At 39.7% G+C, this 23,765-nt stretch carries 16 protein-coding genes; 3 read left to right on the top strand and 13 right to left on the bottom strand.

Annotated features, from left to right (window positions below; all coding sequences use genetic code 11):
- Positions 1–214: 214 nt before the first annotated feature.
- The 9 genes from Q0376_RS04905 to ileS form a co-directional block, all read right to left on the bottom strand.
- Positions 215–2,131, bottom strand: coding sequence for a TonB-dependent siderophore receptor (locus tag Q0376_RS04905; RefSeq protein ID WP_298704778.1), 1,917 nt, complete (start codon positions 2,129–2,131; stop codon positions 215–217).
- A 1-nt stretch (position 2,132) separates the two neighbouring features.
- Positions 2,133–3,158: an ABC transporter substrate-binding protein gene (locus Q0376_RS04900; RefSeq protein ID WP_298704776.1), complete on the bottom strand. Its 1,026-nt coding sequence runs from the start codon at positions 3,156–3,158 to the stop codon at positions 2,133–2,135.
- Entirely contained in the window at positions 3,155–3,970 is an 816-nt protein-coding gene (locus tag Q0376_RS04895) for an ABC transporter ATP-binding protein (RefSeq protein ID WP_298704774.1), read from the bottom strand. Before Q0376_RS04895 ends, Q0376_RS04900 begins: the two co-directional genes overlap by 4 nt.
- Positions 3,971–3,983: 13 nt before the next feature.
- Positions 3,984–5,084, bottom strand: coding sequence for an iron ABC transporter permease (locus Q0376_RS04890; RefSeq protein ID WP_298704772.1), 1,101 nt, complete (start codon positions 5,082–5,084; stop codon positions 3,984–3,986).
- A gap of 329 nt (positions 5,085–5,413) precedes the next feature.
- The gene (locus Q0376_RS04885) at positions 5,414–5,599 is read right to left on the bottom strand and encodes a 4Fe-4S binding protein (RefSeq protein ID WP_363302988.1); all 186 of its coding nucleotides are present in this window, start codon (positions 5,597–5,599) and stop codon (positions 5,414–5,416) included.
- 169 nt (positions 5,600–5,768) lie between these two features.
- A complete protein-coding gene (locus Q0376_RS04880; protein WP_298704770.1) occupies positions 5,769–6,665 on the bottom strand; it encodes an HAD family hydrolase in 897 nt (298 codons plus the stop codon).
- Positions 6,666–7,224: 559 nt separating this feature from the next.
- Complete coding sequence (locus Q0376_RS04875) at positions 7,225–7,701, bottom strand: YadA-like family protein (protein WP_298704768.1); 477 nt, start codon at positions 7,699–7,701, stop codon at positions 7,225–7,227.
- Positions 7,702–7,704: 3 nt separating this feature from the next.
- Positions 7,705–10,386 (bottom strand): hypothetical protein, encoded by a 2,682-nt coding sequence (locus tag Q0376_RS04870; RefSeq protein ID WP_298704765.1) that lies wholly within the window; start codon positions 10,384–10,386, stop codon positions 7,705–7,707.
- A 946-nt stretch (positions 10,387–11,332) separates the two neighbouring features.
- On the bottom strand, positions 11,333–14,164 hold the full coding sequence (gene ileS / locus Q0376_RS04865) for an isoleucine--tRNA ligase (RefSeq protein ID WP_298704763.1): 2,832 nt from the start codon (positions 14,162–14,164) through the stop codon (positions 11,333–11,335).
- A gap of 440 nt (positions 14,165–14,604) precedes the next feature.
- Between ileS and Q0376_RS04860 the strand changes: the two genes are divergently transcribed.
- Complete coding sequence (locus Q0376_RS04860; RefSeq protein ID WP_298704761.1) at positions 14,605–15,783, top strand: MFS transporter; 1,179 nt, start codon at positions 14,605–14,607, stop codon at positions 15,781–15,783.
- A gap of 192 nt (positions 15,784–15,975) precedes the next feature.
- On the opposite strand, the gene Q0376_RS09320 is transcribed toward Q0376_RS04860, so the two are convergent.
- A complete protein-coding gene (locus Q0376_RS09320) occupies positions 15,976–16,149 on the bottom strand; it encodes a helix-turn-helix domain-containing protein (protein WP_363302987.1) in 174 nt (57 codons plus the stop codon).
- A gap of 366 nt (positions 16,150–16,515) precedes the next feature.
- On the opposite strand from Q0376_RS09320, the gene Q0376_RS04850 reads away from it, so the two are divergent.
- Positions 16,516–17,685: a hypothetical protein gene (locus Q0376_RS04850; protein ID WP_298704757.1), complete on the top strand. Its 1,170-nt coding sequence runs from the start codon at positions 16,516–16,518 to the stop codon at positions 17,683–17,685.
- A 202-nt stretch (positions 17,686–17,887) separates the two neighbouring features.
- Here Q0376_RS04850 and Q0376_RS04845 read toward each other — a convergent pair whose 3' ends face one another.
- The 3 genes from Q0376_RS04845 to fusA all read right to left on the bottom strand — a co-directional run bounded on the left by Q0376_RS04845 (position 17,888) and on the right by fusA (position 21,516).
- Positions 17,888–18,781, bottom strand: a complete 894-nt coding sequence (locus tag Q0376_RS04845) for a DMT family transporter (RefSeq protein WP_298704755.1) — start codon at positions 18,779–18,781, stop codon at positions 17,888–17,890.
- Positions 18,782–18,880: 99 nt separating this feature from the next.
- Entirely contained in the window at positions 18,881–19,354 is a 474-nt protein-coding gene (locus tag Q0376_RS04840; RefSeq protein ID WP_298704753.1) for a YhcH/YjgK/YiaL family protein, read from the bottom strand.
- Between the two features lie 92 nt (positions 19,355–19,446).
- Positions 19,447–21,516: an elongation factor G gene (gene fusA, locus Q0376_RS04835; protein WP_298704751.1), complete on the bottom strand. Its 2,070-nt coding sequence runs from the start codon at positions 21,514–21,516 to the stop codon at positions 19,447–19,449.
- 399 nt (positions 21,517–21,915) lie between these two features.
- On the opposite strand from fusA, the gene Q0376_RS04830 reads away from it, so the two are divergent.
- Complete coding sequence (locus tag Q0376_RS04830) at positions 21,916–23,295, top strand: amino acid permease (protein ID WP_298704749.1); 1,380 nt, start codon at positions 21,916–21,918, stop codon at positions 23,293–23,295.
- The last annotated feature ends 470 nt before the right edge of the window (positions 23,296–23,765 follow it).

Genomic DNA, 23,765 nt, shown 5'->3' with positions numbered 1-23,765 from the left:
GCACCAGACTTTTTATACTACTCATCACGATGAATACATAAAGTAATCAGTCACTACCAAGTCAGAAATAATCTACTATGTAATCATTCTGCTCTGTAATTAATTATTACCCAGCTATAAATCAAACAACTACGCAATCATTCTGCTCTGTAATCAATCATTATCAATATGAATCAAGCGACTATGAAATCAATATCTATACATTATGATGAGATTAGAATTTATGTTCAACACCCACTACATAATGACGACCAGGCATTGCATAAGCACCAATTGGTGTGCTATAAGGTTCTACTTCATAAGATTCGTCAGTTAAGTTAAATCCTTGGGCGTAGATTTTAGTAGACTCGTTGAGTTTATAGTTTACATTCATATCCCAAGTGAAGTATTTGGAATCTGTGAAGTAAGCTGTAGAGCGACCCGTTACATATTGGAGGGTATTGATAACACTCCAACGATTCTTTTCATAGGTAAGTTCTAAACCATATGTATTAGGATGACGGTTTTTCGCATCGGCATTCATGCCATTGCCGCTATCTACTTTTTGACGCAAGAAATTGTAGAAACCTTTTACTTTCCAAGCATCATCTAATTTATACGTAGCGCTGAGGTTAAGACCTTGGCGTTCTTCCTTGTTTACATTGTAATAAACAGTGCGGCTAATCGCTGTATTCCATTCCCAATCAATGGCGTCTTTTAAATGACTTTCAAACACACTAGCTGATACGCTTAAACGGTCATTTACTTGGCTATCAACACCGAGGGTATATGTGTAAGAACGTTCTTGTTTCAAATCAGGGTTCCCAATCCAATATGGAGAGTTCGCATACATCATCTTCAAGGTCGGATTATTTACTGCTTGTCCCCAAGATGCATATACATGGGTACGATCATCTAATTTCTTATTAATGCCCACATGAGATGCCCAGTCCCCACCGAATTCATTGTGATGCTCATAGCGGGTACCAAGATTAGCTGTCCAGCCATTGCCAAGTTCCCACTTATCTTCTAAGTAAGCCGCTTTAGTATTGGCATTTTTATTGAAACTTACACCTTCATTTTCTTCATCGATGGATTCACGATTATAGGTTACACCGCCAATTAAAGTATGGTCATCAATATGCCAAGTCTTCTGGCCTTCTACACCAAACATAGCTAGATCATGGTTATATGGAGTGCCTGCAAATGGTGCATTGGATTTTTCTGTATTGCGGTACGTACGGATAAAAGTATCATTTCCAGAGCCGAAATAATAAGTAGCACCATAGCTAGCATCAATAGTTTTATTCTTCATGCCAGCACCATAAGGTGTACCATTTAATGGATCACTGAGATAAATACCAAAGCCATCATTTCGATTACTATAGGAGAAGTCTAAGCTTAATTGATCTTCTGCATAGTAATGGTCATAACGGGCCGTAAAGGTATCACGATCGATGGTGCTATCAGGGAACACATGATGATTACCACGATTATCCTTGTATTCATAGCTCTTTTGTTTTTCTTTGCTATAACTTACAAAGTATGCATCATTCTCATCGCCCCCTTGGGTTACGATGCTTGCTTTTTGATGCCCCCAAGTACCCACTTCAGCACGAACTTTAGTTTCTTGTCCTTCAATACCTTGCTTAGTAATAATGTTAATAACGCCGGCTACAGCCTTTTCACCATATAAGGAGGAATTAGGGCCTTTAACAACTTCAATACGCTCTACATTTTCAATTGGCAATTGGTCAATATCAATGGAGTTATTAGAACCAGATACAACTAGGTGCTCCCAAGTGATTTTTCGTCCATTAACCATCACTAGCACACGAGTATCACCATTTAATTCTGGATAGGCTGCAAAACCTTTTTGTACAACTGGTACATTATTCGCTTTTAAAGCATCCGATACGCTATCATAATTGCCGTCTTCAATTTGTTTTGCAGAAATCACTGTTGTATCAGCAGGCACATCAATTTTCTTCTCTGTCATACGATTGGCAGTTACTAGCACTTCACCTAAATCATATACATTGGAATCCGCATCAGCCGCATAGGCCCAAGCAGAACCACTGGCAGTCAATACAAAGGCTGCCATTACAGCTTTAGTCAAACGTCCACGAACAACAGGATGTGTTAATTTCATTTTATAATTCCTCCTCAATACCTTTTTCAATTTTCTCTAAGGCATCAACAACACGACCATTACCATTATTTACATCAGCAAAAGGCACGGCAATAATCTTGCCCTCCCTAATAGCCCGCATACTGGCTAAATTAGGATCATTCTTAAGCTCTGCAATAGCGGCTTCGTCTGATAAAGACTTCGCCCCTTGGCTTACAGTCACATACACAATCATATCGGGATCAAACGCCAACACACGTTCAGGCCCTACAATAGATATTTGGCGATTGGTCATATTATGACCACCCGCCTTTTTTACAATGTCATCAACGAGATACACCGGACCATAGAGACTATATGTACTATGTCCATGAGCTTGTAAAATGAGGACATTAGGTTTATGATCACGCGCTGCCACACGATTGAGAACGGCTTGAACGCGCTGCTCCAATTGTCCTTTATAGGCACTTGCCACAAGAGGCACATTAAATAAGCGCCCCATGTCATCAATAAAAGGATATATAGTTGATTCTAAAGTAGGGGCATTTTTACGAATCGTAGCAGGCACTATATAAATGCCCGTGCCCCGGTCATACCACTGGCGCACATCGCCGAGACTAGCCGGCGTAAAATGATGCGACCACCCCAAAATCAAATCAGGTTCCTTCACAAATACTTGTTCTCGGCTTGGCACATAAGCTGTAGTCAACAAAGGCAGACTACTGTAGACCTCTGCGTACCGGGCAGGCTCTTCCCCATAAGGCGCTACAGTACCTACAATTCGGTCCTGTAGTCCCAAATCAATGAGTAATTCCGTGGCCCCTGGATATGTGCTAATCACACGGCGCGGTGCTTCTTTATAAACAAAACGCAATGGATTGCCATCACTGTCTACATTTTCTATTTCAATGCCACTTTCCGTCTCAGGACCTTGTCCAATCACTTGCCAATGACCATTCGTAAAAGAAAACCACGCGAGAACCAACAGCCCCATGAGGCTAACAGTACCAATAAGACGGCGACTCCAACGCTCCCAAGTCGATATCATAGGGGCGCCCCTCCTTTCCCAAAGGATGGTGTAGTAATATGCCGCAAAGGCTGTCGCCCATAAGTAATTATAGGAATACCCTCATCATTATGAGTTACCTGGCTTTGTACTTCGTACACCGCCTCTATAAGATCTTCTGTAATAATCGAAGCCGGTGTGCCGTGTGTAACGAGCGTGCCTTGTTTCATAATAAAAACTTCATCACAAAATAGTGATGCCAAATTCAAATCATGAAGCGCTGCAATAACACCAACGCCCAAGCCTTTAATAACTTCTAAAAGCTCTAACTGATACGTGATATCTAAATGGTTTGTAGGCTCATCTAAAATTAAATAGTCCGGTTCTTGGCATAACACCCGGGCCAACATAACACGCTGTTGTTCCCCACCAGACAAAGAATTAAAGCTTCGCTTTGCTCGATCTAACATGCCCACCCTTCGAAGTGCTTCACTAGCTAGGTGCATATCCTCTTCCGTATCATCATCAAAACCTTTTTTATAGGGCGTGCGTCCCATCATCACAATTTGCCATACGGTAAAATCAAAATTCACCGTATGAAATTGTCCCATAACGCCAATTTTCTGTGCCGCTTCCCGTAAAGGAATGGATTCAATAGGCGTATCATCAAATAAAATGCGCCCCTGTTGCACAGGCAATATTCGGTATAAATGTTTAAGTAATGTGGATTTGCCACAGCCATTAGGCCCCATGAGACCCACAAATTTCTGTGCCGGCACAGTCAACGATAGATTTTTCAAAATCTCAACGGAATCAATGGCGTAGCTTACATTTTCAATTTGTATTGTTTGCATCGTCCGCTCCTCTCTAAGCCCCAAAATTCTTACTACTACCAAACAAGAGCTTCATAAAGAGCGGCGCCCCCAATAGGGCCGTCAAAATGCCAATAGGCAAATCGCCTGCAGGCAATAATACACGAGACAACAAATCTGCTAACACAAGAAAGCTAGCGCCACCCAAAATAACCACGGGGAGTAAGCGCTTATGCCCTACGCCAACAAAATTACGCGACATATGAGGAATAACAAGCCCCACAAAACCGATGATGCCGCACTGTGACACGAGTACACCTGTTAAGAAAGCGATACAGGCCATATAAATGTACCGTTTTCGCGTCGCATTAATCCCTAAAGTAATGGCCATTTCTTCCCCCAATAATAGAGCATCTAAGGCTCTCACTTGGGATAAAAAATAAAGGCTCATTCCAGCAACCACTAAAATTGGCCATAATAACATCGACCACTTAGCATCTGCTAATGACCCCATCGTCCAAAATGCTGCACTTTGCATGCCTTCTGCATCGCCTGCCATATAAATAATGAAATTAGATAATGCTGTGCACAACGCACTCACCACAGCACCAGCTAACACTAACTTTACAGTGGAAATCTTTTTCCCCATGCCTGCTAACATAAGCACCCCTAAGGTAGCTATAATAGCGCCACCAAAGGCCCAAATAGGAACACCCACATTAGCAGCGCCTAATACATATCCCAACAATATAGCCACTACAGCCCCTACCGAGGCCCCAGAGGCAATCCCTAATATAAATGGTTCGGCTAATGGATTTTGTACTGATGCCTGCATAATTGTCCCTGAAAGAGCTAAACCAGCACCTACTAAGGCAGCTAACATAACTCTTGGCACCCTAATATCCCACACAATATCCACTATAGCGGGCGCTATATGATGTACATCAGTACCACTTAATTTCGCCATAATAATGTTCATAACATCCCCAGCTGGAATTACCACACTTCCTAAGGCAATGGCCAACACTATGACAAACAACAAAAAGGCAGTCAGACCTGTTACAGCCCAACTGCCTATTATATCAGTGCGATGTTTTGTAACATTTGGTACATTGCTCAGGTCCATTCCATTCGCCGTCGAATCGACGCGCTTCATACAAAAATTCCTCATTTCGTTTCTACACTAAACCTAAGTTATCCAAAATTGAATAACTTTAAACGAGGCCAACTTTTGGCTTTCCTGATATTCTTTTCCAAATGCTACTTAGCATCACTTTAATTTATAATTATTGTATTATCTGTTTCGCTATCAATATATCTAGTAACAAAACAGCCTATTTAATTTATTACCACAAATATTTTATAGTAAATGATACTTTATGTCAATTACCCTTATGGATTATTTTCTTGTTGCTACTCCATATTAACGTAATTTTCTGATTTTAATTGATTATCTTTGCTTTATATTCAACCCTTTTGGAGTTACTATTGATTTTCAATACGAACAATGGCTCCTACGGGGCATATTTCATAACAGTCACCACACCCCACACAATTATGTAGAATTATAAAATAATTTTCTTGCCGATTATCGTCTATACTATTATATTCACACTCCAGAGCACAAGCACCACAATGGACACAGCGATCTGGCTCTATATAAAATCTCATAATGTCCCCCAGCACATGACTCTTTTACAGCTTCACCAAAGGCTTGCATGAGCAATTTCTAGCACCACCTAAAGCTTGATGCTGTACTGCTTATAACTAGAACGCGGTATCACTTCTGCCGTCAATTACAACTGACTGCGGTTACTTCTATAATTAAAACGCGTTACAGCTACCGCTGACAATTAGAGTTGGCCGCCACTACAGCTTCAATGGCTACTGCAACGCCTTCTTCTTCATTGGTCGGCGCTATATATGTAGCCACCGCCTTAGCTGTATCTTCACCATTTCCCATGGCAAAGGATACCGGTGTATATTCCAACATGGAAATATCATTATTGCTATCCCCAATGCACATGACTTCGTCTGGAGAAAGGCCTAATGACTCGGCTAATGAAGCCACTGCGCGGCCCTTACTAATACCAGGCTGAACAAACTCTAAATTTCCCTCACTAGATTCAATAATAGTAAAATGAGTACGCCCTTTAAAATGAGTAAGCACTTCTTGTTTCTTAGTCTCAGTACCGTAAAAAATCTGCACCTTTTCTAATTCAATGCCTGTGCGAGCAATATACTCTCGTAACCCCTCTACCATGGTGCGACTGGCTTGAATTAGGGGCAATAAATGAGGTGATAACTGACGAGCAAATTCCTTCATTTCCTCGCCATCGCCATAAATTGTTTCACCGCTGTAGGCTTCAATATATACGCCAAAAGGCAAGAGCTCATCAATTAAATCTAAGCCTTCTTTATTACTAAAAGATTGATGAAATATAGTTTCTGTACCGTTCGCACTATGCTTTAGTACAACGGCCCCATTGCTACAAATATAATGTCTAATCTCTGGCAATTTGCTCTTTACTTCTGCCATTTCACCCCAAGCACGGCCACTGGCAATGGCTACAGTAATTCCTTGCTCCATAGCTGCATGGACTGCCTTAATCGTCCGTGCTGTTACATATTTATCTTTATCCACTAATGTGCCATCCACATCAGACACAATGAGTTTAATTGGCTTCGACAAAGAAATGGGAAGAATCCCCTTATCTATTACATTATGTCCAGTCATCAATACGCTCCTTTTAAGTACAAGTCTATTAATACTTTAAATTATACACGAAATGAACCTTCCTTTGCACCCAAATAAAGAGCTCTACCCTCGGTAGTCTTACACCAAGCAGTAGAGCCCTTCATGACCTGTTAGTAATGATTTGTGATTTTGTTTTAGAGGCACTGCCCCATACTAGAATAGTAGAAAAATTTTAATTATAGGATACCTAAGAATTGATTCGACCTAAAATCAACGCATCCTATTCTATTTAATTGCAACAATGACTATATATTACAACACAAGCACTCCATCTTTTGTATTATACTCCCATAGTTTTGCTACAATTCACCCTTTACCCCTCTTTCATAGGATCCCCCCTTTTTCTACCTTATATAATATATTCTTCATAGTTTATTAAATCTCCTTGTTTTTTCGAGTGCAATTTTTAATTTAATTTTATTTTCAAGAAAAAACAATTTTATCTCCCCTTATAGCTGATTACATCCCCTTAACCAGCCACTAGAATTATACGCCGTTACCGTCTACTTAACTGCCCTTGCCATCGACTTAACGGTCCTTAACCAGCCACTAAGGATTGAACCAATTCTTCAAGTTTTTGAATTCGTTCGTTTTGAGTTTCATTTTGTGCACGAAGCGCATCGATTTCATTAGTTTGTTTTTCTACATATTCAATCAATCGACCACGGCTCATACCTGCATATGGATTGGATTCGCCAAATTTCATACTTACGCCAAAGTTCATCATATCTTCGCCATTGCCTATAGCACCACCAATGCTAAACATGGTTTCTTCATTAGGACGATAGAATGCACCCAATGCGACTGAACTTGAACCATGATATGTGCCCACACCAGCAGTGAAGTTCCATTTATTATCTGGGTCAAAGTCTAATGGATGAAGAGCGGCCAAAGCAGCGGCACCAGCGCCGGCTTTATTAATTTTAGAGTCCAAATGGGAAATTTGACGTGCATTATTTTGTACAGCAGTAGCTACGCCACCAATCTGTTCTGTTAATTGATCCCGTACTTCCACCACTTAATTAACAGTCGCTGCATTCTTCGAACCAGCTTCTAACTTACCTTCCCCTACATTCGTAATTACTTGGTTATTCGCATTAATACCGTCCTTAGTGATATATTCATTGCCACCTACAGAAATGCTATTTTCAACCGTTACGTCTTTATTCAAGGATAAGGTATATTCATTCTTCCCTTCAGTCTTAAGGGCTTTTATATTGCCATACCCTTCTTTAATAGTTGTAGCACCGGCAATGTCAGTAATATTGTCGATAAGATTTGTAATATTACCTTCTACCACATGAAGTTGGTCTTCTGTAGCAGCACGACCAGACTCAAACGTCTTGCCATCCCAAGTCGTATTAGTTAAACCAGTAATTGTATGGCTAGCAGTGCCCCCACCGTTTGCCTTTGTACCATCAATGGTAATACCACCCACAGTGATTTTGTCGTTAAGCCCCACTGTTACCCCTTTAGATGCGTCATTTTTATCCTTAGGAGTAACGATAACGCCAGACCCATCACTTTCAATTTTAGTCACAATACCATTGTTTGTGATGTTGTTTACTTTACTCTCTAGACCGTCAATCTTATTAATTTTATCTTTTGTGACTTTATTCAAATCAACAGTAACATCAGCCCCACTGGACGTAGCCGTAACTTCGATATTTTCACTACCAACAAAATTAATAATAGAACCTTTAGAAATTGTACGCATAGATTCTTTTTCAGTGCCCTTGTTAGTATAGAGAGTCCATGCACTAGCTTGATCTAACGCTGTACTAGTAATGCCCAACTTAGTTTTCCAATTGTTAATATTCATATCACCAGTTAAGTTGGATGCATCAATTTTCACAAATGTATCCCCTAAAGTAGAGGTGATACCCGTTTTATTTAATTCATATTTTACAGTTGTACCATTTAGTGTAGCTGTTACATTGTCGTCACCAATAAAGGTAATAGTTGGTGCTGTATCGCCACCTAATGTTACATCAGTTTTTGCACTCCCTGCAGCTACTTTGAAGCCAGCTTTGAGTTTTGTTACATCTCCACCTTGATCACTAATTTCATCCGTTACTTTTTTAAGCTGTGCCACATTAACTGCATCAGTATCTTCTGTACCTTCAGCCACATTAGTAATCCGTTGGTTACCATTATCTAAGCCTGTAGAGGATAATTTTACAGCGCCTACATTTGGTTGTTCTACTGGACTTATAGTGGCATTATCTTTTGTATAGGATTTAGAATCTTCATCATATACAGCATCCGTTAAGTCTGTATACCAATTACCGTCTTGCCCTTTTACTAATAAATTACCATCAGCATCTTTTGCAGTTTCTGCGAAAGCTACACTGCCATCAGTAAGCGCTAAGTTCTTAGCCAATTTAACGCGTAAGCCTGTAATCTTAGTATTATCGCTAGGATCTACATCAGCGACTACACCAATGTTATTATCAGTCAAGTCTGCAATGGTAGCACCGCCAACGATGTTTAATTGTTCACTAAGACCTCGATGTAATACATCTGGTGAATCGCCTTTAAAATTAAGACCTGCTTCACGTAATAACTTCAATTGTGCTACGTTAACTGCATCAGTGTCGTTTGTCCCAGCTGCAACATAATTAATTTGTCTAGTGCCTATTTTGCCATTATATGGTGCTTCATGACCTAGAGAAAGCGCACCGAGTGTAGATTTCCATGTTGACGTGTCTTTAGTGCTATCCTTTCCAGTACTAGGGTCATATCCCATTACACCAGCTTCTATACGAGCTACAGAGTTTGAGCCTAAAGCAACACCACCTTCTTTATTCGCCACAGCCATTTTACCTATAGCTAAGCCATTTGTAGCTTTAACTTTAGCTTTATACCCCATAGCTATGCCATAAGTATCTTCACCTAATTTATAATATCTTTTTCCTCCTTGATTAATATATTCTGGATCTAATGCATAATTAGCTTTCTCTTCTTCACTAAGCTGTTCGTAGTCTCTACTAAGTACATATTTAGAATTATCAGCATACACTGTAGCCTGAGAACCAATCGCAATCGAGTTCTTACTATAAGTTGCAGCTTGATGCCCACTAGCTATTGATTTTCCTTTATAAGCTCGTGCATAACTGCCGATAGCCGTTGAATCTCCACCATAAGACTCAACATGATTACCAAGCGCTGTACTCTTATCATTAGATACTGCCATATAACCAACAGATACGCTACTCTGCTTATTTGCTTTACTTAACATACCTAAAGCAAGGCTTGTAGAAGTATCACTGTAGGAATCATAACCAATGGCCATACCTTCTTTAGCTGTCGCCATATGTCCAATAGCAATAGCAATAGTACTACTGCCGCCTAAGGTAGTCGCCTTATAGCCAATCGCAATTTGCCCACTGCCACCAGTAGTAATATTCGCTCCATGACCTACTGCTAAAGAGTACGAGCCTTGATTCGACGCATTCGCACCAATAGCAATGCCCCCCATCTTCGTGGCGCCCTTATTATCTTTATTAGTATCGGTAGCAGTAGCCCCATTAACAGATACATACTCAATTGAATCAGTCCCTTGTAACTTTTCCATCACCGCATCATACACAGCCTGTTGCTCTGTTGTTAAATCTGCTGCTAGACCTTGACCCCAAGGATATAATAATGATCCTGTAATTAAGGACGCCACCATAAGCGCCATAGACTTCTTACTCATAAGACATGCCCCTTTCATGGATTACACTAAGTCTCCTACCTATGTGATTTTATACAGCTATCCTTTCATTAGCCTTAATACAAGAACCTTTCCGTAACTTCCCCTGTGCTTCATTTTATATTTTATATTTATCCTATTATTACCCTTAGGAAAATATAAAATATAAAACTAACACAATTTACAGAAAACAAAAACAACACTAACTTTTTAAATCATTTAATTAACACCAACAAATAATTGCAAAAATATCATGAATATTATTCTTTGCAATCATTTATTTATTAACATAATGTCATATTTGACAAAATAAATCAAATATTATATTTATATTTTAAAATTTTTAATTATTTTCACCATATTATAATTTACACTTATTTCATGTTATTTTCTTCCATTTTCTCATTTTTAATTTTTCATAAAACTCTATTGATATTATATTTTAATCTTATACAACTGATTAATTAAATGAATTAACTAACAATTATGATTAATGCAAAATATATTATATTGTATACTATCTAAATTACCAGGCACATATTTGCCAACAAAACCGTAAGCTATCCTCTTTATCTCCTATAGAAGAGCTCAAATTGTATATCTAACAATCACTTTAGAAAAAGATACAACTAAGTCAAACTACTTTTTTCAAATTTAAGAATCCCATAAAATAACAAAAATCCTAACCATAAATACCATTATCAAATAAGGCATAAAAATTTATTATACCCATTTAGGTCAATTTTATTTTTCTTTTACTCTCTCCATAAATCAACACCTTGAATAAATAACAAAAATAAACACGCGTTGCTAATAACCGAGCCCTAATTACTATATAAATATAGAAAACACTCCCAAAGCAACCATTCGAGCTTGACGAGCTGGTTGTAAGGGAGTGTTTTTATTTTTCAGCACTAGTATAACTAGTACAAATTATTAGTTAACATGCTTATTTTGCCAATACGCTTGCACAACGATCACACAATGTTGGATGTTCTTTATCGTTTCCAACGCTATCTTTATGGATCCAGCAGCGTTCGCATTTTTCAAATTCACTAGGTTTTACTACTACGCTGAGGTGACCTTCTTCTGTAGCCACAGCTTCAGCTGGCGCACTAGTACGGCCTTCAACTAATGTCGCTTCACTTACGATGAGAAGAGCTGCTAAGTTTTTCACTTGTCCTAAAGTTTCATAAGCTGCACCATCAGCATATACAGTGATGCTAGCATCTAAAGAGTGACCAATAATTTTATTTTGACGAGCTGTTTCAAGAGCCTTTGTAAGTTCCCCACGAAGAGCTAGGATATGGCTCCATTTTTCAGCTAACGCTTCATCATAATGTGCTTCATTACCAGTTGGCCAATCTTCAAGCATTACACTAAGACCCATGCCTTCTTCTTTTGGCATATATTGCCATACTTCTTCTGCTGTGAAGGAAAGTACAGGCGCTACCATACGTACTAAAGTCGTTACGATTTCATACATTGCTGTTTGCGCACTACGACGACCAAGTGATGTAGCTTCTTCTGCATACATTGTGTCTTTTAGCACATCTAAGTAGAAGGAGCTCAAATCAACTGTGCAGAAGTTATGAATTGTGTGATATAAAATGTGGAATTCATAATTTTCATACGCTTCAGTTACTTTACGGCGTACTTCTTCTAAACGAAGTAAAGCCCATTTATCAATTTCAGACAATTGTTCATAAGGTACTTTATCTGTATTTGGATTGAAATCATCTAAGTTACCAAGTAAGAAGCGGAAGGTATTACGGATTTTGCGATATACTTCAGACAATTGTTTTACAATGTCCTTAGATAAGCGCACATCGCCTTGATAGTCCGCAGAGGATACCCAAAGACGCATTACATCAGCGCCATATACATCGATAATATCGGAAGGCGCTACTGTATTACCTACAGATTTGGACATTTTACGTCCTTCACCATCCACTACGAAGCCATGTGTCAATACAGAATTATAAGGGGCTTTACCTGTAGTGGCTACGCTAGTCAACAAGGAGGAGTTAAACCAACCACGATGTTGGTCAGACCCTTCAAGATACATAGCGCAAGGTACGTCGATGCCTTCATTTTGAAGGACCCCAGACCAAGAAGAACCACTATCGAACCAAACGTCCATAATGTCTGTTTCTTTATGGAATTCACCATGACCACAGTGAGGGCAAGTGAAACCTTCAGGTAATAATTCTTTGGCGCTATGATTCCACCAAGCATCAGAACCTTCTTTAGCTACCCAATTTTGGACGGATTTGATGGTGTCATCATTGATTACATAATCGCCACAGGAGTCGCAATAGAATACTGGAATTGGCACACCCCATACGCGTTGACGAGATACACACCAATCTCCGCGGTCAGCAATCATATTGTAAATACGGTCATGACCCCATTTAGGAATCCATTGCACCTGATTATCAATAACATCAAGAGCTTCTTTGCGATAGCCATCAACAGAAGAGAACCATTGTTCAGTAGCGCGATAGATAACAGGATTTTTACAACGCCAGCAATGTGCATATTGGTGACGAAGGGACCCTTTACGAAGAAGGGCGCCATTATGAGCTAAGATTTTTAAAATTGGCACTTCTGCATCATGAATTTCTTTGCCTGCAAGAGCCTCTTCCGTATCGCCATAGCGGCCACTATCTACAGCTGCTGCATATTCCCCAGTAGGACCAACGAAGGATGTGATTTCAAAATCTACTTTGCCAGCCTTTTTATACGCTTGATATACATAGAAGTCTTCTTCACCATGTGCAGGAGCTGTGTGAACGCAACCAGTACCAGCTTCAAGAGTAACATGTTCCCCTAAGAATACAGGCACTACCCGTTCGATGAATGGATGTTTAAACGTAGCAAGTTCAAGTTCTTTACCAGAGAACGTATGTAACACTTTGTATTCTTCTACCTGTGCATCTTTAAGAGCCGAGGCAACAAGATCGGTTGCCATCAAATAATATTCATCCCCCACTTGTACCCAAGAGTATTCAAGCTTTGGATTCACTGAAATTGCTTGAGATGCTGGCAATGTCCAAGGTGTTGTTGTCCAGATAACAGCATAAGCCTTAGTTGTGTCTAAACCTTCTGGCAAGGTACGTTTCAACTCATTTACATAGGCGTATTTTACATAAATGGAGAAGGATTTCTTTTCCTTATACTCGATTTCAGCTTCTGCTAAGGCTGTTTCACAATGTGTACACCAGTAAACAGTTTTAAGACCTTTGTAGATATGACCGCGTTTAGCCATTTCACCAAAGATACCAATTTGTTTTACTTCAAAAGCTGGTTTCAATGTTACATATGGGTCATTCCAACGACCAAGCACACCAAAGCGAACAAAGTCTTTCTTTTGTTCTTCTACACATTCCAAAGCATATTCTTTACATTTTGCACGAAGGTCTAATGGCGCCATTTCGTGTCGATTAAGGCCTGTATTTTTGATAACTGCATGTTCAATTGGCAAACCATGAGTATCCCATCCTGGGATATATGGCGTATAGTAGCCCTGCATAGTTTTATATTTCATGATAATATCTTTTAATGTTTTATTAAGAGCATGACCAATATGCAATTTACCATTTGCATATGGAGGGCCATCATGAAGCACAAATTGCTTATTCCCTTCTCGTTTTTCTAGACGTTTTTCATAAATTTTATTGTCTTCCCAAAATTTGATAAATTCAGGTTCCCGTTTTGGCAAATTGCCACGCATTGGGAATTCAGTCTCTGGTAAACGAAGTGTTTTACCGTAATCCATACATAACTCTCCTCTCAATAATAAAAGCGCTCATCCCCGAAGGGACGAACGCAAATATCCGTGGTACCACCCTACTGACTTATACAATAAGCCACTCACGCATATAACGGTGCTCACCGACAAATCAATAGTTGGTTAGAACTCTAATTTGTATGCTCCTAAGTGATTCGCTATCGCTTCATCCGCTGAACTCACACCGTACTTCAGCTCGCTGAGGACTACCCGCCATAGCCGTCTTAATCATCGCACATTCTCACACGGCACACAAAGAACCGTCTCGAAGAGACATCTGTCTTTCACTGCCACCATCTTTAGTTATAGATAGAGTATAGATAAGGGTTTTACTTTTGTCAAGAGCGGATTTTCATTTTACAAATATGTTACAATAAAATAAAATGCATTGTTTTATCTATTATTACACCAAGTAAAGGAGGATTTTTATGCCTGCTTGGCAACGTACTGTTTATGTCTGCTTATTTGGTGCCTTCCTCTCCGCTACAGGAATGAGCCAAATTGCCCCTATACTGCCCCTATATTTGCATGACTTAGGTTTATCTGACAGCGCCGAAGTAGCCTATTGGTCCGGCCTAGCTATGGGCATTACCTATGTCATCGTAGCCTTAGTATCCCCCTTTTGGGGGCGTCTTGCAGATAAAAAAGGGCGTAAATTAATTCTATTGCGCGCTAGCTTTGGCATGATGCTTTGTAATCTACTCATCGGCTTCGTACATACACCCTTGCAGCTCGTTCTGGTACGTATGGCGCAGGGCTTAGTATCAGGATTTTTCTCTGGCTCTATTACCCTTGTAGCGTCAGAAACACCGGAAAATCGTACCGGTTGGGCCCTCGGCTTATTAGTGTCTTCCAATTTAGCCGGCTCCCTCTTAGGTCCCCTCATCGGTGGCTATTTAGCCGGTATCTTTGGTATCCGTATCACCTTTTTTATTACGGCCACCTGCTTAGGCCTCGCCTTTTTACTAGTTCTCTTCTTCGTACACGAAAATTATAAACCCCAACCTAAAGCCTTACCAAAAGGATTTAAAGAGCTCAAAAAACAGCTGCCGTATTTCAAAGAACTCACCATCATTGCGGTTTCAACATTCATTTACGCCATGTCTATGATGAGTTTACAACCTATTATTACCGTCTACTTACATGATATTATGCCACCTAATACACCGCATCTAGCGCTGATTGCTGGCTTTGTATTCTCCTCCACAGGCATTGCGCAAATGCTGAGTAGCTCTTTCTGCGGCAAGCTCATCGATCGCATTGGGCCACGCAAGATTTTAATTGCCTCCTTGCTATTTACGGCCATTATAACCGTGCCGCAAGCTTATGTAACAAGCGCTTGGCAATTGGCTGTGCTCCGATTCCTCATGGGCTTTGGTCTAGCCGGTTTATTACCAGCCCTCAACACATACATTTCGACCCACACACCTAAGGCCTTGAGTGGCCAAGTGTTTTCGTACAATCAATCCACTCAATTTCTAGGCTATTTCTTAGGCTCTGTAGGTGGTGCTACATTCATGGGCCTCTTTGGGTTTACCGCTCTCTTCTGGGCTACTGCGGGTCTTTTCTTCTTAAATAGCCTTTGGGTCTATGCCAAATTAAAATAGAGCAAAACTCCAAATTATAAAACACAATACCAAGTTATAAGAGAACATACCAAGCTGTAAAAAAATACCTCGTTATAAGACAAAATACCCCCATCTTATGTACTAAGCATTGTCTCTAGTGTTAGATATGAGTCTAACCTTATGGACACAGCCCATCATAAGATAGGGGTATTTTATTTAGTAGCATCTGAACTATAAACTATCTCCAATATGAGTCACTAATTCCTTAATAGTTGACTCATTACGGCGGTAGTATGTCCATTTGCCAAAACGGGCAGACTCTAATAGCCCTGCTCGCTGCATCATGTCTAAATAATGAGAAACGGCCGATTGTGAAATGCCCAATTTATCTTGGATACTCCCCACACAGACGCCTCCTTCAAACACGTCTTCCTCAGAGCCATGAATACCCTGGGGCGGAAAGTGTGTCTTTGGCTCTTTGAGCCACTGCAAGATTTTTAAGCGGCTCTCATTCGACAACGCTTTAAAAATATCGAGTAATTGTTGATTATCCATACTTACATTATATCTATTTTTTTAGATATGTCAATATAGTTCTATCAACCTACCTATCATATCAGACCATTTGATTTCATGCTATAATAAAACTACATACGTCTCTTATATATGCACATGTCCTATATATGCACATGTCCTATATATGCACAGGGACTCGTGTTTTATAAATTCTTCCTAAATCATTTATAATTCTTTAGCAAAGGAGTCATTTCTATGAAATCCATCACCACCGCACTAATAGTAAGCAGCCTGCTCGCTCTTACCCTACCTGTATATGCTACTGGTATAGTTTCTACGGAAGTAGCATCTACTACATCAGAAACTAGCACTACAGGGCCCTTTATAACGAGCCATCATCAAGTAGGAGAGATTATCCCTTCGGCGGTACATCCAACTAAAGATCCAATACAAATACTGCAACAAAATACAGTTTCACAGCGACAAATTATTCCCACACCATTTCGTGTGCTGTATAAACAAACACTTCCTAAATCGTGGAATGAGTTAGAAGCAACACTTTATAAAAATAATAAAAATCCTTTATCTAAGACATTTTTACATACATCCCTAAAAATGGAATACAATCGAGCCTCCGCTGTTTATCCCGTAAATGATATAGCTGATTATAGTCCTTTCCCAAGTTTTCCAGTTAAAATCCCTGCCTATGCTAAAAATGTGAATTTCCAGGCTGGTACTTATACTGGTGGAATTACACAATATATCCAACTGTCCTTTAATGCCACGCCCGAAGAAGCACAAAGTTTAATAAATGAAGCGGCCGAAACTGCACAAATTATTACAACACCTCAGGAAGCTAAGAACTTTAAAGTAATTTTATCTGGTGAACATGATAAAAAGACAATCTATACAGTGGCAGATTCGAAGCACCCAGCCATTCCACTAAGTGCCCTTATCCCTAAATATTGGGTAGAAGTAACATCTGATTTAAAAGATTTAAACGAATATTATACCTATTGGCATCCTGAAGAAATAACTAAACGCCTTCAAGCTGTAGATGATATGATGGAGGAGCAAAAACAAGCTCTTTTACGAAAAGCCACAAGAGAAGAGTTAGGTCAGATTAATCAAAAGTGGGTAAAAAAAGTGGCTAATATGATACAAAATCAACCGACCAATCTTAAGCCAATGACCAATGAGGAACAAGAAGAAGCTCACAAAACATATTTAGGTCATAAATCATACAAAACCTTTACACATAATCTGCCAGATAATTACACGATTTATATCTATGCATATGGCGGCACACTTGGTCCTAAAGGCACTATTAATGCATATGTAGATGGCCTAGCAGTTAGTCCTGATAAGACACATCTTATTTTTTATAACATAGATACATTCAACGAATCCTTATTGGTAGATTAAAGTCCGTCAACTACGCTTATATTCACGGCATTCCTCTTTAGAGCCGCAAGGGATATAAAACCTAAACTACATTTACACATTAATACATAAAAAAGAGTCAGTCTCTAGAAGTCTTTCCTAGTAAATTACTACCATCTACTAGAAAGCTTACTAAGAGAGCTGACTCTTTTCTTTTTTGCTCTTTACAGCTTTATACTTGCCTTTATCGCCCTTTTTCTCTCGCTAAGATAAATATGGTAATTAAAATTAAAATAAATCCCACATAATCAGATGGTAGAAAATGATTTCCCAATAAAGCCCAGCCTAAAATCGCCGCCGAAATCGGTTCAATGGAGGATAATACGGTACCCTGAACAGCACCAATACGGCGTACCCCTTCCAAGTAGGCATTAAAGCTCACCACAGTGCCTAATACAACGATGGCAAAAAAAGCTAAATACGTGTACATATCCCAAGTACCAGGAACGTCCGAAGGCCACCACAAGAACCAGCCTACAATGCCACCGCCCAACATGGCCCAGCCTAGAATAGGCAAGGTTCCGTACGTGCGTAGCAAAGTAACCGGTTGCATACTATAAATAGCTACTGCTACGGCCGACAAAAGTCCCCAAAACAAAACTACTTCATCAATGGCGGAAAAATCCCAAGTTCCTTGCAAGGCAATAATAAAAGTCCCCACCGTAGCCAGTACGACACTGAGCATTTCCCCTTTGGAAGGTAATTTATGATAGCGCATAAACATATAGATAACAATCATGGCTGGTGCCAAGTACTGTAATACTGTGGCAATGCCTGCGCCAGCATAGTATATGGACCTAAAATAAGAATACTGGCATAAGGCCACCCCAAAGATTCCAAAAATCAGCATTTTTATAATATCCCGAGGTGACTCAAAGACTCGCAACGATGCCTTTTTATCTTTTAAAGCAGCCCAAATAATCGTTATGACGCCTGCAATGAGCAACCGAATCACAAGTAACCACTCGGGAGACACGCCCCGGTCTTGCTGAATGAACTGCGCACTGGTGCCTGATAAGCCCCAAAGCGCACCACCTAGTAAGGTCAAGGCAATGCCTACCAATTTATAGGAATCCATGAAAAACAACCTTTCTACTAATTTATACTCAATTCTATATCTATAAAAACTATATCCATAAAAAACGACCGGTTAAGTTCCGGTCGTTCTTTTATTATTTTATTTTAGCAAATCTACGCTCACCTTTACAACTACTTTGCGAATAGGCTGCGGTGTGTTGTCTACAGCGATTAGTGGCCGATGTAAATCATCGGGGAAAAATATGGAATAATTACCTGGCTTGGCCAATATTATGCCTGCATCAGCTAATGATGGATTATAAAAGTAGAGGTCTCGATCCTCATATACTTCACTTGGTGGCATTGGGCCCACATTAGGTGTAAATCCAATTTTTTCTGCACCTTGCACCATAAACTGTATATCAATATACCGTTTATGAGACTCAGGCTTCGTGTCTTCGTACTGGCGCGTCTTTACATCATCTACATTGGCGTATATCGCTTCGCCCTCTATTATCTGACGCCCAGCCGGCAATGCTAATAAATCTGTATGCTTCAACCAGTCTAATACTTTTACAAGTGCTGGCGCATACGCGTGAGTGTCATACGGCACATCAATATGTCCAAAAATCATTACTAACTCCCATATACATGAGTTACAAAACTATCTGCAATAAAAGCGTATCCGCTAAGAGAGATACGTCTCTTTCTACTTATATTGTACTCCTATTCAGCGTCTTCGTCTACATAGGCAGCAATAATGGCTTCTGCTTTTTTATGTGGTACTTCTTCATAGGAACTAAACTCCATATTAAATACCCCTTGACCTTGAGTCATAGAGCGAAGCACTGTTACATAGTCGAGCATTTCTTCAAATGGAACTTGTGCTTTAATTACTGTAACCCCAGCTCGTTCAGCCTGTTCCATGCCAAGCACACGACCACGACGACTTGTTAAATCGCCCATAATATCACCAGTAAATGCATCAGGAACAAAAATATTTACATCGTAAATAGGCTCTAACAAGATAGGCTTAGCTTCTGGCACACCTTTTTTAAGGGCTTGTGCCGCCGCTACTTTAAAAGCAAGTTCAGAAGAGTCCACTGAATGGTAAGAACCATCAAGCAAGGTCACTTTTACGCCAATCATAGGATAGCCAGCAATAAGGCCATGTTCTAAGGTTTCCCGAACGCCCTTTTCTACTGCTGGAATATATTGGCGAGGCACAGCGCCACCAAAGATTTCATCAACAAATTCAAACTCACCATCATATAATGGTTCAATCTTAATTTTCACATGCCCATACTGACCATGACCACCACTTTGTTTCTTGTGCTTACCTTCCACTTCAATGGTACCACGCACAGTTTCACGATATGGAATATACAATTTTTCAAGCTTAGCTTTAGCGCCATACTTGCGTTCCATCTTAGTTAAAATATGTTCTAAATGAACTTCGCCCATACAACGAACCTGCATTTGACGACCTTCCACATCCTTAGTCACTACGCAAGTTGGATCTTCTTCGGCAATTCGCGCCAAGGCGGAGGCTAATTTTTCCTCCTCCCCTTTCTTTTCTGCTACCATGGCCACCGTATGAAGAGGTTGCGGGAAGCGAATTGGATCATAGGTTACTTTAAATTCAGCCGTACCAAAGGTATCGCCTGTTTTTGCATTTGGTAATTTAGGAATTACTACAATATCCCCAGCGCCTGCTTCAGAAATTGGCACTTGTTGTTTCCCAATAAGGGTGTACATTTTACCCCATTTTTCTTCCACATCTTGAGAGATATTATATAGCTTATCGCCTTCTTTAAGCTCGCCAGAGAAAATGCGGATAAAGCTTTGTTTACCAGCAAATGGATCAAGTACAGTTTTAAATACAAAGCCAGTAAATGGCTTATCTACATGAACAATCTTTTGTTCCCCTGTATCCGCATCCTTTGCAGTCATCACCCGTTTAGCTGCATCTGGCATATAGCGAATCATACGGTCTAATACTTGGTCCATACCAATATTATGAATGGCACTACCACACATAACGGCACATACGCGACCAGTGAGCATACCTTCACGAAGACCTTGACGAATCTCTTCTAAGGTAAGTTCATGACCATCTAAATATTTTTCTAATAGTTCATCATTGCCTTCAGCGGCTGCTTCTACAGTAAGTTCACGAATCTCTTCTACCTTCGCACTGAGTTCTTCTGGCACAGGTACTTCGGTCATTTTACCATTTTCATACACATAGGCGGTTCGTTTTGCCACGTCTACAACACCTTTAAAATCAGGGCCTTCTCCAATAGGAATTTGAAGTGGCATAATGGCTTTGCCAAAGAGCTCATGCATTTTCTCTAAGGTGCCAAAGAAGTCAGCCCCTTCAACATCCATCTTATTGATAAAAGCCATGCGTGGCATTTGAAGTTCTACGCCATAATCCCAAGCTCGCACCGTATCGATTTCCACGCCTGATGTAGCAGATAAAACCATTAACATACCATCGGATGCGCGAAGTGCAGCGCGCACTTCACCATGAAATTCAGAATAGCCCGGCGTATCAATAAAATTCACTTTATGCCCCTTCCATTCGCAAGGCGCAATCCCTAGTTGAATGGTAACATTACGTTTAATTTCTTCAGGCTCAAAGTCCATAATATGTTTATTGTCTTGGCCTTTTCCAACCGCATCAACGGCACCACAAGCTAGGAGCAATGCTTCTACAAGCGCTGTTTTCCCCGCTCCGTCATGGGAAACAATAGCCACATTACGAATCAAATCACTTGCATATTCTTTCATTATGAACCGCCTCCTTTAAAGCGTAAAACGCAATTTAATGTATGTATTCGCTATAAGGATTGAAAATTCCTTTATATTTTTTCATAGTTCTTATGCAAATCTTGCAAGATTATTAAGTTAACCTAAAAATACGTAATACAGCCCCGTCTAACTCCCTTTAACCCAGTAAAATGCCGCTTCATTTATAAAATAAATACTATTTTTCAAAATATTCTAGAAAATCCTTATAAAGATATTGCCAAAAAGATATATATACTCTATCATTAGACATTATATGGTAATGCACGGCAAAGACAGGTGCATTAAAGGTAATTATGTTTTTATATGTTATATGTATTTTCTGTGTAGGTTGTGCGTATTAATCTTTGCTTAATACTGGCACAAAGGGGAGAATTGTTTATGAGTGAACACAAAACTGACACCAATCAGTCTACGCATCATATGAAGCGTGGCCTGAAAAATCGTCACATGCAAATGATTGCACTTGGCGCTTCTGTAGGAACAGGCTTATTTTATGGATCAGCACCTACCATTAAATTAGTAGGTCCTGGTATTATCGCATCCTATGCCCTAGCTGGTCTTTTTATTTTCTTTGTTATGCGCATGCTCGGTGAAATGGCCGTACACGAACCTGTATCAGGGTCCTTTAGCCATTTTGCTAATAAATATTGGAATGGTTTCATGGGGTATTTAGCGGGTTGGAATTACTGGACATTATTCATGCTCGCAGGCATGGCAGAGCTCGCCGCTATTGCCGTATATTTAGCTTATTGGTTCCCAGATATCCCACACTGGCTCACCACACTCATATGCTTAGTCATCATTACGGCGATTAACCTAATCAATGTTAAAGCCTATGGCGAAGTGGAGTTCTGGGCCTCCTTTGTTAAAATTGGCGCCATTGTAAGTATGATTCTCTTTGGCTTCTACCTTATTTTTACCACTATGGGATCCTTCCCTAATAATTTCCATAACTTATGGGATAATGGAGGCTTCTTCCCTAATGGCTCGTGGGGCTTCTTATGCTCCCTCGCTGTTGTTATGTTCTCCTTCGGTGGTGTTGACCTCATCGGTATTACGGCTGGTGAAGCGGAAGACCCTGAAAAAAGTTTACCAACAGCTATTAATGAACTCTTGCTTCGTATTTTAATTTTCTACATCGGTACTATGGTAGTGCTTATGTCCTTAGCACCATGGGATAAAGTCGGCCTAGAGGCGAGCCCATTCGTGCAAATCTTCGAAGAAATTGGTATTCCAGCGGCGTCTAATATTTTAAACTTAGTAGTACTAGTAGCGGCCCTTTCTGTATTTAATAGTATTCTATACAGTAATTCACGCATGCTCTATGGCCTTGCCAAAGCAGGCAATGCACCTAAAATCTTCGGTTATTTATCAACCCATGGTGTGCCATTGGCTAGTACGCTATTCTCCGCCGGTTTGGCATTAATCATCGTATTAACGACCTATCTCTATCCGCAAGCTGGTGAAGTATTCATGCATCTCTTAGCCCTTGTAGTAGCAGGTCTCGTAATTAGTTGGTTTGTCATTATTGCCACACATATTAAGTTCCGCAATACCTTCATTCGTGAACAACGTTTAGATGAATTAAAATTTAAATCGCCACTCTATCCTTTCATCAACTACTTATGCATGTTGTTCTTAATCGTTGTAGTCGCTGTTATGTGGCAAATGGATAGTTTTAAACCATCAGTGATTGCCATTCCACTATGGATTGCCTTCCTATATGTAACATATAAACTAAAAGGCAAAAAGCAATAAACATAGTAAAATCAATAATATTATACCCTTCAAAACAGCTCTTACTTTGAAAGTAAGAGCTGTTTGTCTAAGAAAATCAAATGAAACAATAAAAACACCCGCACATACCAATCATTAACTGCAGTTTCTTAAAACTCAGCATGATTTAGTAAATGCGGGTGTTTTCTCTCTTCTTTCGCAAAAGCTTTGTTCTCAGCAAAGCTCTGGCTATCTATATGTTCTCTCCCCTAGCATCTTCTAAGGTTTCTCACGCCTTAGAAGTTTATTAGCTGTTATCTATTATAATTAGTTTTTATTCCTAGGGCTAATATATAAGAAAAAAGGTTTGTTATAGGTAAAATCTATAACAAACCTTTTTATATTTTAATGTCTTTATCAAACTCTATCTATCCATTTAAAAGGCTAACGACCTATATCTATATAAAACGCATAGACATACATCTATATAAAAACCATAAACTAGCACTATA

The organism is uncultured Veillonella sp. (genome assembly GCF_937981445.1).
Lineage (GTDB): Bacteria > Bacillota > Negativicutes > Veillonellales > Veillonellaceae > Veillonella_A.
This window is presented reverse-complemented; position numbering and strand designations above follow the sequence as displayed.

What these genes read in the sequence shown, in the direction of transcription:
- Q0376_RS04905 (WP_298704778.1), bottom strand. Translation starts at nt 2,131, where the DNA reads ATGAAATTAACACATCCTGTTGTTCGTGGACGTTTGACTAAAGCTGTA.
- Q0376_RS04900 (WP_298704776.1), bottom strand. Translation starts at nt 3,158, where the DNA reads ATGATATCGACTTGGGAGCGTTGGAGTCGCCGTCTTATTGGTACTGTT.
- Q0376_RS04895 (WP_298704774.1), bottom strand. Translation starts at nt 3,970, where the DNA reads ATGCAAACAATACAAATTGAAAATGTAAGCTACGCCATTGATTCCGTT.
- Q0376_RS04890 (WP_298704772.1), bottom strand. Translation starts at nt 5,084, where the DNA reads ATGAAGCGCGTCGATTCGACGGCGAATGGAATGGACCTGAGCAATGTA.
- Q0376_RS04885 (WP_363302988.1), bottom strand. Translation starts at nt 5,599, where the DNA reads ATGAGATTTTATATAGAGCCAGATCGCTGTGTCCATTGTGGTGCTTGT.
- Q0376_RS04880 (WP_298704770.1), bottom strand. Translation starts at nt 6,665, where the DNA reads ATGACTGGACATAATGTAATAGATAAGGGGATTCTTCCCATTTCTTTG.
- Q0376_RS04870 (WP_298704765.1), bottom strand. Translation starts at nt 10,386, where the DNA reads ATGAGTAAGAAGTCTATGGCGCTTATGGTGGCGTCCTTAATTACAGGA.
- ileS (WP_298704763.1), bottom strand. Translation starts at nt 14,164, where the DNA reads ATGGATTACGGTAAAACACTTCGTTTACCAGAGACTGAATTCCCAATG.
- Q0376_RS04860 (WP_298704761.1), top strand. Translation starts at nt 14,605, where the DNA reads ATGCCTGCTTGGCAACGTACTGTTTATGTCTGCTTATTTGGTGCCTTC.
- Q0376_RS04850 (WP_298704757.1), top strand. Translation starts at nt 16,516, where the DNA reads ATGAAATCCATCACCACCGCACTAATAGTAAGCAGCCTGCTCGCTCTT.
- Q0376_RS04845 (WP_298704755.1), bottom strand. Translation starts at nt 18,781, where the DNA reads ATGGATTCCTATAAATTGGTAGGCATTGCCTTGACCTTACTAGGTGGT.
- Q0376_RS04840 (WP_298704753.1), bottom strand. Translation starts at nt 19,354, where the DNA reads ATGATTTTTGGACATATTGATGTGCCGTATGACACTCACGCGTATGCG.
- fusA (WP_298704751.1), bottom strand. Translation starts at nt 21,516, where the DNA reads ATGAAAGAATATGCAAGTGATTTGATTCGTAATGTGGCTATTGTTTCC.
- Q0376_RS04830 (WP_298704749.1), top strand. Translation starts at nt 21,916, where the DNA reads ATGAGTGAACACAAAACTGACACCAATCAGTCTACGCATCATATGAAG.